This is a genomic window from Prosthecobacter debontii, from assembly GCF_900167535.1.
GTDB lineage: Bacteria > Verrucomicrobiota > Verrucomicrobiia > Verrucomicrobiales > Verrucomicrobiaceae > Prosthecobacter > Prosthecobacter debontii.
Genome location: NZ_FUYE01000009.1, coordinates 75,858 through 91,908, shown reverse-complemented (window position 1 = coordinate 91,908; position 16,051 = coordinate 75,858). Strand labels below are relative to the sequence as shown.

Annotated in this window: 9 protein-coding genes; 4 read left to right on the top strand and 5 right to left on the bottom strand. The window is 58.1% G+C overall.

Annotated elements, in window-relative coordinates:
* The first annotated feature begins 326 nt into the window (after positions 1-326).
* The 3 genes from B5D61_RS14510 to vccA are packed head-to-tail and all read left to right on the top strand — an operon-like array spanning position 327 to position 11,011.
* A complete protein-coding gene (locus tag B5D61_RS14510; protein ID WP_078814105.1) occupies positions 327-3,455 on the top strand; it encodes an Ig domain-containing protein in 3,129 nt (1,042 codons plus the stop codon).
* Between the two features lie 27 nt (positions 3,456-3,482).
* Positions 3,483-7,106: a putative Ig domain-containing protein gene (locus tag B5D61_RS14505; protein WP_139373271.1), complete on the top strand. Its 3,624-nt coding sequence runs from the start codon at positions 3,483-3,485 to the stop codon at positions 7,104-7,106.
* A gap of 20 nt (positions 7,107-7,126) precedes the next feature.
* Entirely contained in the window at positions 7,127-11,011 is a 3,885-nt protein-coding gene (gene vccA / locus B5D61_RS14500; protein ID WP_078814103.1) for a Verru_Chthon cassette protein A, read from the top strand.
* A 24-nt stretch (positions 11,012-11,035) separates the two neighbouring features.
* On the opposite strand, the gene proB is transcribed toward vccA, so the two are convergent.
* Positions 11,036-11,818, bottom strand: a complete 783-nt coding sequence (proB, locus tag B5D61_RS14495; RefSeq protein ID WP_078814102.1) for a glutamate 5-kinase — start codon at positions 11,816-11,818, stop codon at positions 11,036-11,038.
* 148 nt (positions 11,819-11,966) lie between these two features.
* On the bottom strand, positions 11,967-12,491 hold the full coding sequence (locus B5D61_RS14490; protein ID WP_176159451.1) for a DinB family protein: 525 nt from the start codon (positions 12,489-12,491) through the stop codon (positions 11,967-11,969).
* A gap of 145 nt (positions 12,492-12,636) precedes the next feature.
* Here B5D61_RS14490 and B5D61_RS14485 point away from each other — a divergent pair, with 145 nt between their 5' ends.
* Complete coding sequence (locus B5D61_RS14485) at positions 12,637-13,014, top strand: winged helix-turn-helix transcriptional regulator (RefSeq protein WP_078814238.1); 378 nt, start codon at positions 12,637-12,639, stop codon at positions 13,012-13,014.
* Between the two features lie 35 nt (positions 13,015-13,049).
* Here the strand turns inward: B5D61_RS14485 and B5D61_RS14480 are convergent, their stop codons facing one another.
* The 3 genes from B5D61_RS14480 to B5D61_RS14470 form a co-directional block, all read right to left on the bottom strand.
* Positions 13,050-13,556 carry a hypothetical protein gene (locus tag B5D61_RS14480; RefSeq protein ID WP_078814100.1) on the bottom strand — a complete coding sequence of 169 codons (507 nt, stop codon included), beginning with the start codon at positions 13,554-13,556 and terminating at the stop codon, positions 13,050-13,052.
* A 149-nt stretch (positions 13,557-13,705) separates the two neighbouring features.
* A complete protein-coding gene (locus tag B5D61_RS14475; RefSeq protein WP_078814099.1) occupies positions 13,706-15,289 on the bottom strand; it encodes a sensor histidine kinase in 1,584 nt (527 codons plus the stop codon).
* Positions 15,286-15,924 (bottom strand): response regulator transcription factor, encoded by a 639-nt coding sequence (locus tag B5D61_RS14470; protein ID WP_078814098.1) that lies wholly within the window; start codon positions 15,922-15,924, stop codon positions 15,286-15,288. Before B5D61_RS14470 ends, B5D61_RS14475 begins: the two co-directional genes overlap by 4 nt.
* Positions 15,925-16,051 lie beyond the last annotated feature (127 nt).

Here is a 16,051-nt window from a genome sequence, read left to right as displayed (position 1 = left end):
ACAGAGAGCATCAGAATGAATCGCCTCGCTCCATTGCCCAGTCCCCATACCCACCCGTTGACTGTGATTCCACAGCCAGGAGGGAGAGGTATGTAAGGCAAACGGAGGCATTTTATAAATGCGATGCATTCTCAATGTTTTCGAATCGCACTGCTCATTCATCCGCTCTAGCCCGTCGGCTTGCTCTCGTTTGCCATGGATTGACGCCGTCTTGCGAAAAAACAATTCACCGACAATTCCAAGCATGGTGAGCGAAGCATCGAAGCGGTGAGAGGAGCTAATGAGACCCAGGTTCAACACCCGGTTCCTGCTCATTACCCTCCCACATGATTAACAAATTATTCTCAAGAGTCGCGGCGTTAAGCCTCGGCTTAAGCAGTGCCTCCGCCTTGGCGGTTGACTACGTCCTCACGCAAGAATCCACGCACGTGGTGCCTGTCACCCGCGGCAGTGCAAACACGACCCACTTCGGCTGGGACAGCTTTGGAGCCATCTCCACCCCCATTGATGACACCACGCCCGACATCGGTGCAAACCCTCCCGAAGGCGTGCGCTTCCGCACGACGACTGAGGAAGATCACACCTCAAGCACCGGAAACTTCTACACCTCTGCAAACCCACCTTCTGAGGAAGTAACGGTGGTCACGGCAGGCACACCGGGTGTCACGGGCAAGACCACCATCGTGGTCCAGTTGGTCACACTCTATGGAGGTTTCCCCTCCCCTTATATCCTGGGTGACATTGGTGGTGTATCCCCCACCGTCATTCAAGGCACCAACAAAACGGGGCGCGGCCAACTTTGGGCGGTCTGGCAACTCGAGGGCAATGCCGAGAGCTACACCTTTACCATCACCGGGGCACCCGACACGTTAGCCTACAGCTTTGACAAGATCGAAGTAGATACCTTCTGGAGTGCAGAGGGGGAGACGATTGGCGACACCATGGTCCTCAACGAACCGACGCCTGTGGCCGCGATCCTTGAGCAAACGTCAGGCATTCTTGCGCCGAGCGGCCGTGGCACCAGTGGCACCACCTACTTTGGTTGGGATACCTTCGGGGTCACCGGACCTGCCACGGTGATCAATGATAACACGCCTGATATCGGCAGTGACTCCATGGGCTTGGCCCGCTTCCAAACGAAGAACGAAGAAATCCACCAGTTCAGCGGCGGCGGAAATCTCTACCTGCTTTCCTTTGATCCTAAAGTGGACCTGACGCTCGACGAACAAATCACCGTGCCGACAAATGGCGTGGTGGGTGAGGAGGGCTACACCACCATCATCCTGCAAATCGCCTCCGCCAGCAGCGGCATGGGCGGCTCAGACTTTGCCAATGAAATCTACATTGGCTCCATTAACGACATTGAGCCCACCATCGTTGTGCAAGGCCCCAGCGCCAGCACCGCTCAGCTCTGGGCCAAGTGGGAGATTCCCGGCAACCAAGCTACCTACTCCATTGACATCAAAGGCGTGCCTAACCAGCAGCATTACAGTTTCGACAAAGTGGTCGTGGACACCAAATACAGCCGCTACGGCTACGTGGGCGACACGATGCGCGCCAAGACGGTGGAGATCACCACGGAAGTCTTAGCGGATGCGGTGAAAGGCACATCTTATTCCGTGCAACTCGAAGCGACGGGAGGTAACACCCCGTACATCTGGAGCTTGGCGGAAGCATCCACCTTGCCCGAAGGCCTGAGCCTGAGTGCCGAAGGCGTAATCAGCGGCACCCCGAGCGAACTCGGGTCCCTCACCTTCACCGTTTCAGCCAAAGATGGTGAAGACTACGCAGCCGAAGCCACCTACGTGCTGGATGTCGTCTCAGGCCTTGCCATCGTGACCAGTGAGCTGCCAACGGCGGTCGTTGGCAAAGCTTACTCCGCCTCGCTTGAGGCTGAAGCTGGCCAACCGGACTACACCTGGACACTGACCGCGGGGACCTTACCCGCAGGTCTCCAATTGAATGCGGAAGAAGGCACCCTCTCCGGTGTGCCGACAGAAGCTGGCGAAGTGGAGCTCACCTTCACCGTCACCGATGCAGAAGAATCTTCTGTGAGCAAGGAACTGAACCTGATCGTGTCGGCTTCTCTGCCAGCACCTGTAGTGAATGCCATTTCGTTTACTCCCACCACTCCAGGGACCGACTTTGCATACACTGTCACAGCGACCAATTACCCCGACAAGTTTGCGATCACGGGCCTCCCGAAAGGATTGAAGTATGTGGCCACCACAGGTGTGATCTCCGGTAAGACCACCGTGGCCGGTGTGTATCTCGTTCAGGTTCGCGCCAGCAACCGTGCGGGCACCAGTGCCCAGGTCACGGCTCCATTGATTGTCAAAGCCCTGGCCCCAAGCATCGTCGGAAGCTTCTCCGGTCTGATTGAACGAGACACAGACGCGAATGCCAACCTCGGCAGCACCTTTACCCTCACCACTACCAGCACCGGGGCCTACACACTGGCCGTGAAGTCCGCCGCTGCGAGCAAGTCGGTGAAAGGTTTCCTGAACGGAAATGCCCCGCACATTTCCGTGAATGTGAATGGCAGCCCACTCCGCCTAACATTGGATGATGAAACACAACTCGTCTCCGGCACTCACGGCTCCGCCTCTATCCAAGGCTGGCGCACCGTCTGGGATAAGAAGTTCAATCCCGCCAGCACGCGCGAAGGTTACTACAGCGTCGCCATTGATCTGGCGGATGAAGATGACCTGGAGGATGACACCATCCCTCACGGTTTCGGTTATGCCACTGTCACCGTCGCCTCTGCAGGCACTCTGAAAATCGTGGGTAAGACCGCTGATGGCCAGACCATCACCTCCGCCTCGGCCATGGGGCCTCAAGGAGAAGTGGCTGTTTACACCGGCCTCTATGCCAAGAAAGGCAGCATCCTCGGTCTATGGGAGATTGCTGAAGACGCCGAAGGTCTTTTCCTCGGTAACGACGTCACTGGTGAGTTGACCTGGTCCAAACCAGAAACCAAAGGTCGCACTTATCCAGCGGCCTTTGAGGATGTGGAATTGTCCGTCGAAGGCGGTTACCTCGGCTTCTCAGCCAAAGGTCCTGTCGCACTCGGGCTGCCAGATACGGGTGCTATCGACCTCCGCTTTGCGGGAGGCGGTGTGGAAGCATCCGAGATCAATCCTGATGTGGAAGGCGCTAGCTGGACCGATAAGTATACCGTTAACTTCAACGGCACCGATAACCCTGGTGCTGTGACCCTCAAGGTGAACAAAGCCAACGGTGTCATCACGGGCAGCTTTGGCTTGGTGGAAAGCACCCCGGTTCTGGTCCGCAAAGGCGTGAAGATCCAGGGCCAGATCGTCCGACTGAGCGATGGCGAAGTCAAAGCCGTCGGCTGGTTCCTGCTCCCCCAGATCCCTGGTGAGAACGAAACCGCCAAGACCTCCCCGATCCTGTCTGGAGCCTTCAGCCTCGAACAAACAGTCGCTCCCTAATTCCGCCTATCTCTGAGGACATCTCAAATGCGTCGTATCCTATCCCCCCGTCTTTCTTCCAAAGCTGCGCTGTCATGGTGCGCCGCGTTTGGGTTGTCCTTCCTCTCCATTCTGGGCGTGAGTCACGCTCAGGATGGCACCTTCATCATCCCGTCCATCCGCGCCGAGGGTGGCACGGACTTTGCCTATTGGGACCTATTCAAGGCCCCTCCAACCATCAACTACAACTATCAAAACCCGCCCGGGCTTCTCCCTCCAGACGAGGGTAACGGTCCGGGCACCGATGGAGCGGGTAATCCCAGCACGGTCTTTGTGGATCACGATGACAATCCCGCGACGCCGGACATCTCTCGCACGGTCTTGATTCAAAACGGCGCGACCGATGCCTTCATCACGTCCTCGGGAGCCATCTACAGCTTCTCAGACATTGTGAGATTCGAAGTGCCCTATCAACCTCCCGCAGACAGCAGCGATGAGGTCACCAATGTCATTTTCCAAACTCAAACCGGTGGCTCACGACTGAATGTGAACAGCGTGCAGCTCGTCTATGTTCAGGGAGGTCAATCCCATACCCTCACCCCGTCCTTCCGCGGTATGGATGATCCGCAAACAGGGGCCTTCAATGAACGCATTGTCTGTGCGTTTCAGTGGGATCTCACCGGTCTCAACATCCGCGATTTCAAAGTCGTCTTTGCCGCACCCGCCGCCTCCATGCCTTTGTGGAAGGCTCAGCTCGATGTCGTCATTGGAGCGTCCTTTCATCAGGAGTTGGGTTACCTCCTCGCCACACGCTCACGCCCCTTCACTCGTTATAGCCGGCCAGGCACCGTGGATAAAAATCTGCCCCTGACTTCGGATGGACGTTATTTCCTGGAAGGCGAAGAACTCACCCTCCTCGGTGACCCTGAATCAGGCTGGCGCACCACAGGCTGGGTTTACGATGGCACCGTCACCCGAGGCAGCTCTCTACCGGTGACCTTTCCCGCCAATGATATCACCGTCACAGCTCTGTTTGCCCCCACCACCTATGCGCTCTGGCGCACGCTGATGTTCAACCATCGCAACACGGTGCTTGGCGCAGAGGACGATTATCTGAACGAAAGTATCTCAGCCTCTGGCATTGATGCTGATGAAGATGGCCTGAACAATGCCGGAGAATATGTCTTCGCCGGAGACCCATATGAGGCCGATCCCGAACGCACCAAGCCTCAAATGCTCATCGTTGGTGTGGATGGCATCGATTACCTAGCCCTGCGCTACCGCACCAATGGGTTAACTCCTGGCGACGGCGACGTGGTGCAAACCGTTCGCGTCTCTGACAACGGCGGTCCTTGGAAAGACAACTCAACCGAACCCACCACCCTGACCGTCGTCCGTGATCTGCAAAGTGACGGCTCAGAGCTAGTCACCGAACGCACGATTGCACCGCTCAGCAGCTTCACGGCAGCCTCCATGGACGTGGCCTGGAGTGTTGGCGGCATGGCTGGTGCACCGCAAGCCCCGGCTCCTCTGGAGATCCTCAGCACCTCTCCTCTAGCCATGGCCCGTGTGGGCACCTCTTACTCACGCAGTATCGCAGCCTCAGGAGGGGTGGAGCCCTTCGCTTGGGAAGTCACCACAGGCCAAACGCCCCCAGGACTAACGTTAAGTGCCGGAGGTATCCTGAGCGGCATACCGACAGCCACCGGTGAATACACCTTCACAGCTGAAGTCAGCGATGCCGCCTCTCACCGAGAAGAGGCCGAGTTCACCATCACCGTGCTCCCTTATGAAATCACCAATAGCGCGAGCCTAGCCGCTCATCAGACCGGTGAATCGACCATCATCTTCCTCAACGTCTCTGGAGGCACTGGTCCCTATACCTGGAGCCAGCCAAGCGGTGATCTACCCGCAGGCATGCAGGTGAGCCCAGACGGACAGCTCTTCGGCACCCCCACGGAAGGAGGCCACTTTGAGTTCACCATCCAGGTTGAAGACAGCCATCACCTCACGACAAACAAGACCTTCACCTGGGATCTGATTGATCTCCAGATCACCCCAGATCCCCTCCCCCTCGCGGTTTCCGGAACGGCCTATGAAACCACGCTCTCAGCGTCAGGCGGCGGCTCTCCCTACACCTGGACTCTTGCTAGCGGCAGCTTGCCAGCAGGGCTTCAGCTCAGCCCGGGGGGCGTAATCAGTGGCACCCCTACCACAGTCGGCATCGCCAACTTCACCGTGCAGGTTGTAGAGAGCAGTCACGACTTCGCCTCAACCCAAAGCCTCAGTCTGCAAGTAGCCGCCACCAAGCCCGTCCCTGTGCTTAATCCGGTCAGCTTCCCTGTGGCTTATCCTGGTGCTGACTTTGCCTATACCGTGACGGCTTCAGGTTATCCCGAACAGTTCATCATCACAGGGCTGCCGAAAGGTTTGAAATACACTTCCAGCACCGGAGCCATCTTTGGCCGCACCAGCTCTCCGAGCGTCTCCGTTGTGCAAATCCGCGCGGTCAACTCGGGTGGGACCAGTGCAACCCTCAGCGTGCCGCTGATTGTGAAACCCCTGCCGAGCGGCCTCGTTGGGAACTTCACCGGGCTCGCCTCGCGCGGGACAGCCAATGAGGGCTTAGGCAGTCAGATTGGCCTCGTCACCACCACCACCGGAGCCTTCACGGTGAAGGTCAAATCAGGTAAAACCACAAAGTCCGCCAAAGGCTTCCTGGCAGCCACCTCACCCCAAGTGCAGGTGATGGTGAATGGCAGCGAATTGAGCCTCGCCCTGAATGCCGAGACGAATTTGATCAGCGGCACTTATGGTTCGGCTGAAGTAGACGGTTGGCGATTCATCTGGGATAAGAAATTCAATCCTGCCAGCACTCGAGAGGGCTACTACAGCGTGGCCCTGGATCTGGCAGATGAAGACGACCTCGCAGATGATTCCATTCCTCATGGTGTTGGTTTCGCCACCTTCAGCATCCTGCCTGCGGGCACACTCAAAGTGGTGGGCAAAACAGCCGATGGTCAGGCCCTCACCGCCTCCACAACACTGGGTCCAGATGGAGAGCTGGCTGTTTACGCCGCTCTGTATGGTGGCAAAGGCAGTCTGTTCGGCCGCTGGCAGGTGGCCGCCAGCGCCGACGGTCTCTTCATTGACAACCACGTCACGGGTGCGGCCACTTGGCAGAAACCCCTCACCAAAGGCCGCACTTATCCCGACGCATTTGACCCCATCGACCTAACCATCGAAGGTGGTTATCTGGCACCAACGGCGAAAGGTCCCATCGTGCTCGGGTTGCCTGAAGCTGGATCAGTCGATGTCCTCTTTGAAAGCGCGGGCATTGAAGCCTCCAACACGGCCGCGAGCATCACCGATGCGGTTTGGACAGAGAACGACACGGTGGACTTCAGCAGTGCTTCAAATCCAGCGAAGATCGCGATGAAGGTGAACAAAGCCAATGGCTCGATCACTGGCAGCTTCAGCCTCACTGAAACAAGCCCACCCCTCATTCGCAAAGGCGTGAAATTCTCCGGTCAGATCGTCCGCCTCAGTAAGGGCGAAGTCAAAGCCGCTGGCTGGTTCCTACTGCCTCAAATCCCTGGGGGCAATGAAACCGCCAAAACCACTCCCATCTACTCTGGAGCCTTCCTGCTCAAACAACCTGAAGCCCGCTGAGCCAGCCCTATCACCTGCGTATGATTCCTTTTTCACAGGTTAGCTCTCCACCGCCGGATTCACCTCGGCAGGGCTTGGCCTTGATCATCACCCTCAGCATGCTTGCGCTGATGATGGTGGTGATGGCGGCCTTCCTGACCCTTTCTGGAGAAGCTCGAAAGGAATCCTCCCTTGTGGTGGACCAACAGCGGGCGCGACTTCATGCCATGACGGCGGTGAATGTGGCTCTGGCCCAACTGCGACAGGCAACCGAGCAGACCTTTCCCTCCCAAACACCGAAGCCGTGGACCAGCCAACCCGGTGCCATCCGTGTGCACAACATGGATGGCACTCTCAACACGTTGTATAAGCTCTACAGCTCCAACAGCATGACAGCCACCGCCTTGACTCAAGTGGCCGCCGATCTCCCAGACGATTGGAAAACGAAGCCCGATGACTTCATTGATCTCAATGAGCCGGTGCGCGCACCCGATGGCAGCCTGAGCTTCCCCATCGTGGACCCACGGGCCTGGTCTAACGATCCTAAATCGTCCGTGGAGGGCTTTCGTTACCTCGAAGAGAAAGGTGCCCTCGGGCCAAGCAAACGAAACGCCGATCAGCAACGTTTGCCGATGCCTGTGCGTTGGCTCTACGTGCTGCAGGACGGCACGCTCGGCACGCTGGATACTACCGGCCGATTTACCGCTCCTGGCAATAAGAAAGCAACCCGCAGCAACCCCATCGTCGGACGCGTCGCCTTCTGGGTGGATGATGAAACCAGCAAGGTGAACATCAACACGGCCGCAGAAGGATCCTTCTGGGACACACCACGTGCGGACACCTCCCAGGAACGCGCCTTAGCGCAGACGCTCCCTTCCCGCCTGGAATACATGCGCCAGCCAGGCCACCCAGCGGGCGTTTGCCTCAGCAGCGTGTTGCTTCCGCATCGCAGGCAATCTCCCATGCAGTTCCCGGTGCCGAATAGCTCCAGCATGGAAGAGATGAATCTGCGAGATGCCCGCAATCTCTGGCGGCTGGGTCGTCTCACCATTGCGGAGCGTGATACCTCCACCTCCGTCGGCGGCACGACGGCCACAGACTGGCCTGCACTTTGGGGTCAAGCCCCCACGGAATCCGTGCGCCAAAGCCGCTACAGCAGCGTCGATGAATTGCTCTTCGACCATGTGGATGCCAATCGCTTCCCCGGCCTCTGGGAAGGAAACTCCGATGAAGACGCCTCTACTCAGCGAAGGCTGAGTCCCTTCTTCAAGGATCATCCTGAATCCATTAGCCTGCTGAAGAAGAGCCCCTTTTTCCTCACTGCTCGCAGTGCGGGGCCAGAAACCACCCTGTTCGGCACCCCCCGCATATCCATGTGGCCGATGCATGCGCAGACCCTAACCAATGGCAATGCTCTGGGCAGTCCAGACACCAGCCGTGACACCGTCTTCAACCACAAGATGGCCCTCAGCACTTACATCAAAAACCGTCCCTATTTCGTCCAACGCTCTGAGCCCGGCAATGGCATCATGGACTTCCGCGGTCACATGGGTGGTGCCAATCGCGTATTGCTCGAGCACCTGCGCTCCCTCACCAGTCGCGCTGTGCCGGGGTTTGAGCGACCTAGCCAAGGTTACTCCACCTTCCTGGCGAAATACGGAGATGATCGTGATGCTATCCTGATTGAGATGATGGACTATGTGCGCTCGGCTAATTTTGCGGAGCATCAACTCGCCGATATCATGCAGTTTTCCGTGCTCTGTCCAGGGGTGGAGCATGAAGGCTTTGGGCAAGTTTCGCCGATGATTCTCTCACCTTCCATCACCCCGGCGGCGAGCACCAATTACCCGCAGGGCTTTGGCCGCAGTCTCACCATCAGTGAAGTGGCTCTCATCATCACCTGCCGAGCCGAGGTGGATGCCGACGGCAAGATCCAGGGGGAACCTAGCCCGCAAGGTCGTGCCATTCTGGAAGATGAGAAAAACCCAGCCAAGCCTGGAGATCGTGAACTGGATGTGGGTTTCCTCGTGGAGGCCTTCCTGCCTGGCCAAGGTTGGACGGACTATCGCCCCTTTGCCAACCTCGCACTCGCGGGTGGAGCCCCAGGAACTCTAGAGGTGGATCACCGCAAAGCCCCGCTGCCGACCTACTACATCAACGGCATTCCTCTTGAGCCTAAAAGCACCCATACTGAAGCCGAATCCACGGCTTTACCTCCCAGCTCTTGGTCTGGTGCGGGTGGTAGCTTGGGTGTGCGCGGACTCTCCTCCGGCATGCTACAGTTCAAGCCCATCGTCGTGCGGGTGGAGGAATCATCCGAACCGCCAGTGCTCACCCTTGAGGCCCCGCCCGATGAAACCAATCAGCTCAAGATTGCCCTCTACGACGCACCAGCCAGCACCAGTGCCACCGATCTCCTACAGGTGGTGCCCCTGGCCCTCCCAGACATTCCTGCGTCCTTTCATCTCCGGCTGCCTCGCCTTGCCCGAGATGTTCCCCAGCCAGACCTCGCCACTCGTATGGAAACCGCAGCGAAGACAGGCACGTCCTTCATCTCCGCCGAAGATGTGATCCAATCTCTCACCCCCATGCATGGGGACTATCGCCTCACCGCAGCCCAACGCTGGGCGGAAAGCCGATCTGCTCTTGGTAATACGCCTGTCTTTGCACCACATCCTCATTGGGGTCGGCTTCCGCAAGTGCATAGCCTTCGAGATCAGATCTTGGTGGTGGACCCCACCCAGCGTTCGGGTTACCTCCCCGATCTGAGCTTTGCTTCCGCCTACACCTCCGACATGCCACCTCTCTTGGCAGACCGAGATCTCCAAGTTCAGCCTTTGAACACCGGAGAATGGATCAGCCATACCTTCGAGGATGTCGTCAATGGTCAAAGGTTGGATGCAGGTCGCCGAGGAGATGCCACCCCCAACATCACGGGCGACTTTGATAACGGCATCGCCAATGCTCCCGACGGCCCTTACATCAATCGCCCCGACGATGGTCACTGGGCGGCGGCTCGCACCGGGCAGCTCCCTTACTTTACCAATGTCTCCCAGACAGGCACCACCGTGCCTCCCGTCTCTCTGGCGGCCTTCAGCCCTCAGAGACTTCTGCCTTCTCCAGTCATGTTTGGCAGTTTACCCTCCGGGACTCGTGCCCAGGTGCCCTGGCAGACGCTCCTTTTCAGACCTCAAGCCACCCATTTCGGAGCGCAAACACCTCCCGATCATCTTTTGTTAGACCTCTTCTGGTCTCCCGTGCTGGAACCGGAACCTCTGAGCACCCACCTGGAAACTGAGGGAAAGATCAACCTCAACCATCAGATCCTCCCGTTCCGCCACATCACCCGCGCCACCGCTCTGCATGCCGCGCTGAAGGCTGAAACACTCATGGCTATCCCAGACACGGCAGCGTCGAGCTACAAGGATGGCAGCAGCCCTGATGACCGCTTTCGCGCACATCTAAACGCCGAACAAACCGTAGATCTCTGGGATCAGGAAGTCTTTGCCCCTGGAAATGTCTTTCTCACCCCAGGTCAAATCTGTGAGCACTATCTCGTGCCGGAAGGCCTGACATCCAGTTCGGGAAAAGTCACCCGTGGCGAGATGGAAGCCTTCTGGGCCAGACACCGGATCACGGGAGACAACAGCAAGGAGCGCCCTTACGCCCACCTGTATTCTCGTCTGACCACACGCTCCAACACCTACCGCGTGCACTTCATCGCCCAGAGCTTGGTCAAGAAACGCAGTTCGTCTCCTCAGACCTTCAAGGGCACGCAGGATCGCATCACCTCCACTTACTCCGGCAGCGTCGTGATCAGCCGCCAACTCGATCTGGAAAACCCCGATCTCCCTGATTACCAAACGAGCGGCACTCATGCTCCTTTGGACCACTTTTATCGCTGGAACATCGGCCCACCGCAGTAGCGCTTGAGTTACATCTCTTTTCCATCACTTCCGTGCTGCAAAACGGGTGCAAATGCCCCCGCCCTTCACGACAGCTGGAATTTGTTCCGCGTGACGGCCGCTGGCAATGATGCAATCCACCCCTCCATTGACGGCGTCTTGCACCGCACGAAGTTTCGAAATCATGCCGCCAGTGCCCAATTTCGTTTTTTCTTCCTGGGCATGATGAATGACTAGATCCACATCATCCACATGAGAAATGGGGCCATCTTCAGGGCGATTGATGTCTTTCAGCAAGCCTGGCGCGCTGGTTAGCAGCATCAGCAAATCTGCCCCCCAGAGGCGAGCAACTCGAGAAGACAGCTTGTCATTGTCTCCAAAGCGAAGTTCTTCAATGGCCACGCTGTCGTTTTCATTGATCACAGGCACGATTTGAGGGAATTCAAGCAAGCGCTCAAGGGTAGTTTTAACCCGGCGTGCACGATCATAATTCTCCAGATCTTCATGGGTGACCAACAGTTGAGCGACATGCAGACCATGGTCCCTCAACAAATTCTCATAAGCGTGCATGAGATGAGGCTGCCCGACTGCTGCCAAGGCCTGCAACGTCGTCATATCCGTCGGCCGCTCGTTCAATTCGATGGGTTTTAGACCCGAAGCCACGGCACCGCTACTAACCACCACCACACTGTGACCATCCGCTTTTAAGAGGGCCACGGCTTCCATCAACTTGCGCAACTGCACAGGATCCGGTTCTGGCGCATGCACTTTCGTGAGAATGCCGGTGCCGAACTTCAGGACAATACGCTTAGGTGCTGAGAAAGACATGGTGGAAAAGGGCGCGCATTATGACGCACTCCTTTCCACAGGCAACGTGATGTTTGTCATGAAAGTTAACTCTCGAGAGTATCCATGACTCTTTGTCGGCCATCCAAGACGGCTTACATTCCCTTCGTAACAACTAAGTAATCCCTGATTATACCATCCGACTCCTTTTCAAAATGGTCTGGATCTGAGCGCGGTGGAGACGGAGATGAAAGGGAGCCATGGCATACCAGCCATAAGCATCCAGAGGCCCAAACCACGGATGCGCAAATTTCAGCTCCGTCTTCAGGCTCTTTATCTGCTGTGCCGTGGAGATCAACGCGTCGCAGGAGGCTTCATAAACCGGAATGACTGAGGACGTGATTCCGACAGGAGGTTTCACCGCAGCCGTGCTGGCCTTTCCTTCCAGACTCACGCCTCGGCTAAGAGCCAACATCACCTTGCGCAGAGATTCATGGATCAGACGTAGGTGCTCCAACGTCATCCAGACAGACCAGTGGCGGCTACTGTCCTCCAAACCACGCGGGCGTGGGATGAGCACCTGCCTGTCGCCCAAGGCCTCGTCACACACGGAGATGAGCTCCCTAACCCGCTGCCGTTCTTCTTCAAACCGTGTCGTGAAGGCAGAAACGCTGCCACCCCAGACATAGCCACGGAAGAACCATCTCACGAGCATAAGCTCTAGAGCAGGTAGCCCAGCACCTGGAGGCTCGAGCAAGGGAGTATCTGTGGTATCCATCCCATCCATCGTGCTATTTTACTTTCATTATGCAAGCAAAATAGTTGTGGATTGCAAGTGATATACCCTCACCTTGACCATCATGCCTTCCCGCTCAAGCGCCGCCTCCTCATCGGCTTCCAGCCCACGTCGTTCCCCCTGCCCGGTGGCATGCTCGCTGGATATCTTTGGTGATCGTTGGTCACTCCTGATCATCCGAGATCTTCTGTTAGGCCGATCACGTTTCAAAGACTTCACCGCCTCCCCGGAAGGCATTCCCACCAACATCCTGAGTGATCGTCTGGAGAAGCTCCAAGCCCATGGCATCCTCACCCACGTGCCCGTGCCTGAGGGCGGCAAGCGCCTAGCCTATGCACTCACCGACAAAGGCCAGGCCCTCCGCCCCATTCTCCGCGCCATGAGGGAGTGGGGCTTACAGTGGGAGCCTGGCACTGAGGCCAAGATGGTGCCTCAGCACTAAGCTCCTCTGCTGACATGGCTACTTCTGGGCAGATTTCACGGCGTCAAGGGACGGACAAGGATGGACTTCACAGAGACTTTGGATTTGTGGCAAAACACTCCCACGGGATTGTTGATCTTGGAGTAATCTCCCTCATGCTGATAGCGGAGTTGATCATCGACATAGATGGTCTGCTGATGCGGCAGCACCACCCAACGCACGGTCACATAGCGATTGGTCGGAATGCTGCCAGCACCGAACTTGTGTTTGCCTGCCGCTGGGCCACCATCCACACGGAGTTGGCTGGCATTTCCCTCCCAGTTGAAGATGAGCTGATCAGCCGCATAGCTGAGGCGGAGATTGGTTGAATTCGTCTTGGCCACGACAGTGATCTCCACGGGCGGTTTGAAAAAAGCCTCGGTGCGGATGCTTTCTTTGTCTTTGATCACTACGGGAGTGCCACTGCGCTTTTCTTGCAGTTCATTGATATATTCCTTCGCCTCCTCAGCTGGGAGTGCGGAAATGCTAAAGACCGTCAGCAGGAAAATCAGGGATCGTTTCATAAAGCAGGGAATGCGGGTGCATGGCGACAGCACGGCTCTTATGCAAACGCCGGGCGCCTAGTCTAGCTTGCTGGACGAATTAGGTTTTTAACCATTATATCGAAGCTTTATTACAACCCGAGAATTGTCTTTAGATTTTCCCAACAGAGTCAGTCGGTAGCCTCGGTCTTTTTAAACAAGGGTAGGGTCACCGTCACGGCGGTGCCCTCCTGCTCCTCGCTTTCGATGTGGATGCTCCCGCCATGCAGTTCCACGCAGCGTTTGCAGATGACGAGGCCCAGGCCGGTGCCGTTGCGCTGACCCACATTGCCGGCGCGGTGAAAGGCCTCGAACAAATGCGCGCGGTCCTTTTCCGGAATGCCGATGCCCCGGTCGCGGATGACGCAGACCACATCGTCTCCCTGCGGCGTCAGGATGAAGTCAATGGGGCTGCCTTCGGGGGAATACTTGACGGCATTGCTGATGAGGTTGGAAAAGATATGCCGCAGGAGGGCGGGATCGGCCATGGCCTGGTGGGTTGGCGGGTTGGTGATTTCGAGACGGATGGGACAGCGCTGCCGGGTGGCGGAGAGCCCTTCGTCCACCAGCACGGCAGCAAAGGCGGCCAGATCGATGGGCACGGGGGAGCAGACCATGCGGCCACCTTCCACCTTGCCCAGCAGGAGCACCTCCTCGATCATGCCGGACATGATATTCGTGCTTTGGATGATGTTGTCCATCTGGGTCCGGCGGGCATCCTCCCCCAGCCGGGCCATGTGATTGCGCAGCAGCTCCGTGGAGCTGAGGATGACGGCCAGGGGAGTGCGGAATTCATGGCTGACCAGGCTGACGAAGCTGCTCTTCAGATCGTTGATCTCTTTTTCCTTTTCCAGGTTGGCGATGAGTTCGGTTTCACTAGCCTTCAACCGCTCGTTGGTCTCCACCAAGGCATGGGTCTGGGCCTTCACTTGGCGGCGCAGGGCGATGATCCAGAGGGTGATGCCGCCGAGCAGGATGAAAGCGAGCGTGCCCCACTGCCAGCGGCGCTGCAACTGCAAGGTGGGACCGGGACCAAAGACGCGGATATCCTCCGGCGTGCGCATCCACAGGTAGGACTCATTGACATTCTGGCGGGTGAGGAAGCCGGTGACCTCCACCATGTAACCATCCAGGATGTGATCGCGCGAAAGGCTGGCCGATGAACCGACCATTGCGGTGACGCGATGGGTCTCGCCCAAAAAAAGGCGCATGATGAAATGGCCGGGCGAGAGTCGGCTCTGCGCCACATAGCGCAAAGGGATGGTGATCCGCACCAGGTCGCATTTGTGGGGGAAGCTGGGCAACTGCGCCTCGGTCAGCTCGATGGGGACGGGCAGCGGGCGGTCGCGGGCGGTGACGCGGAAGATGACGTCATGCAACTGGAGCAGCTCGCGCGAGTTCACGAGGATGCCGGAAAGCTCCACCTCATCTCCGGGGCGCAGGCGCTGCGGGGTGAGCCCGGCAGGCCAGGTGGAGCTGCGGCGTGGGGTGAGGATGAAATTGCTGCCGCCGCCATAGCCCATGAAGATGCCATCCCGCCGCTGAAACATAACGACGCACTTCACCAAATAGCGTTGCGTGCGGTCCGGGGATTTTTGGGTCAGCTCCTGCGCGGTGACATGTGGCGGCAGGTCAAAGACCTCGGCCAGGGTGGGCTGCTGGGCCTGCACGGCTGTAGCAGCGAGTAGGAATGCAAAGAGGACGGCCGCTTTCATCCGGGGCTGGTCTTGCTGAGACGCTCAATGGCGATCAAGCTGGCGGCACCGCGCCCTTCGATGCCGAGCTTGGGATAGATGTGCTCCAGGTGCTTGCGCACGGTGGCCTCGCTGGTGCCCAGGATGCTGGCCGTTTCCGCGTTGCCTTTGCCTTGCGCCACCCAGAGCAGCACCTCGGCCTCGCGCGGCGTGAGGCCCAGGGACTCCAGCGGCGCAGCGCTGCGGAAGTCGGGCCGGGCCGAGACGGTGGCCTGGTGGCTGATGTCGCGATTCCGCCGCAGCCGCACGTGGATGGCGGAGAGCAGGTCGGCCTCGGAGCAGGGTTTGGTGAGGTAATCATCGGCCCCCAGGTTCATGCCCGTGCGCTGCTCCTGCTTCTCGCCCTTGGCGGTGAGAAAGATGAAGGGCAGGGCACGCATCGAGTCCTCCTTGCGCAGGAGATGCAGCACGCCGTAACCGTCCAGGTCGGGCATCATGACATCGCACAGGATGAGGTCCGGGCGGCAGGTGCGGGCCTTGGCCACGCCTTCCAGGCCGTTTTCCGCCACGGCCACTTCAAAGCCGTTCAGTTCCAGGATCAGGGCCACGTTCTGGCGCATCTGCGGCTGGTCTTCGATGAGGAGGATCTTCGGCATGGGCTGAATAAGGCCGGACATTATCACAGGGCCTGCGCGCCGCCTATTCGCCATTCCGCGAATGCTTTTTCGCTGGCTGGCGAATACCCCGGTGGAGACATCGCGTGCAGCATGGGCGCAGCGCCGG

What these genes read in the sequence shown, in the direction of transcription:
- B5D61_RS14485 (WP_078814238.1), top strand. Translation starts at nt 12,637, where the DNA reads ATGCCTTCCCGCTCAAGCGCCGCCTCCTCATCGGCTTCCAGCCCACGT.
- B5D61_RS14505 (WP_139373271.1), top strand. Translation starts at nt 3,483, where the DNA reads ATGCGTCGTATCCTATCCCCCCGTCTTTCTTCCAAAGCTGCGCTGTCA.
- B5D61_RS14470 (WP_078814098.1), bottom strand. Translation starts at nt 15,924, where the DNA reads ATGCCGAAGATCCTCCTCATCGAAGACCAGCCGCAGATGCGCCAGAAC.
- B5D61_RS14510 (WP_078814105.1), top strand. Translation starts at nt 327, where the DNA reads ATGATTAACAAATTATTCTCAAGAGTCGCGGCGTTAAGCCTCGGCTTA.
- B5D61_RS14480 (WP_078814100.1), bottom strand. Translation starts at nt 13,556, where the DNA reads ATGAAACGATCCCTGATTTTCCTGCTGACGGTCTTTAGCATTTCCGCA.
- proB (WP_078814102.1), bottom strand. Translation starts at nt 11,818, where the DNA reads ATGTCTTTCTCAGCACCTAAGCGTATTGTCCTGAAGTTCGGCACCGGC.
- B5D61_RS14475 (WP_078814099.1), bottom strand. Translation starts at nt 15,289, where the DNA reads ATGAAAGCGGCCGTCCTCTTTGCATTCCTACTCGCTGCTACAGCCGTG.
- B5D61_RS14490 (WP_176159451.1), bottom strand. Translation starts at nt 12,491, where the DNA reads ATGCTCGTGAGATGGTTCTTCCGTGGCTATGTCTGGGGTGGCAGCGTT.
- vccA (WP_078814103.1), top strand. Translation starts at nt 7,127, where the DNA reads ATGATTCCTTTTTCACAGGTTAGCTCTCCACCGCCGGATTCACCTCGG.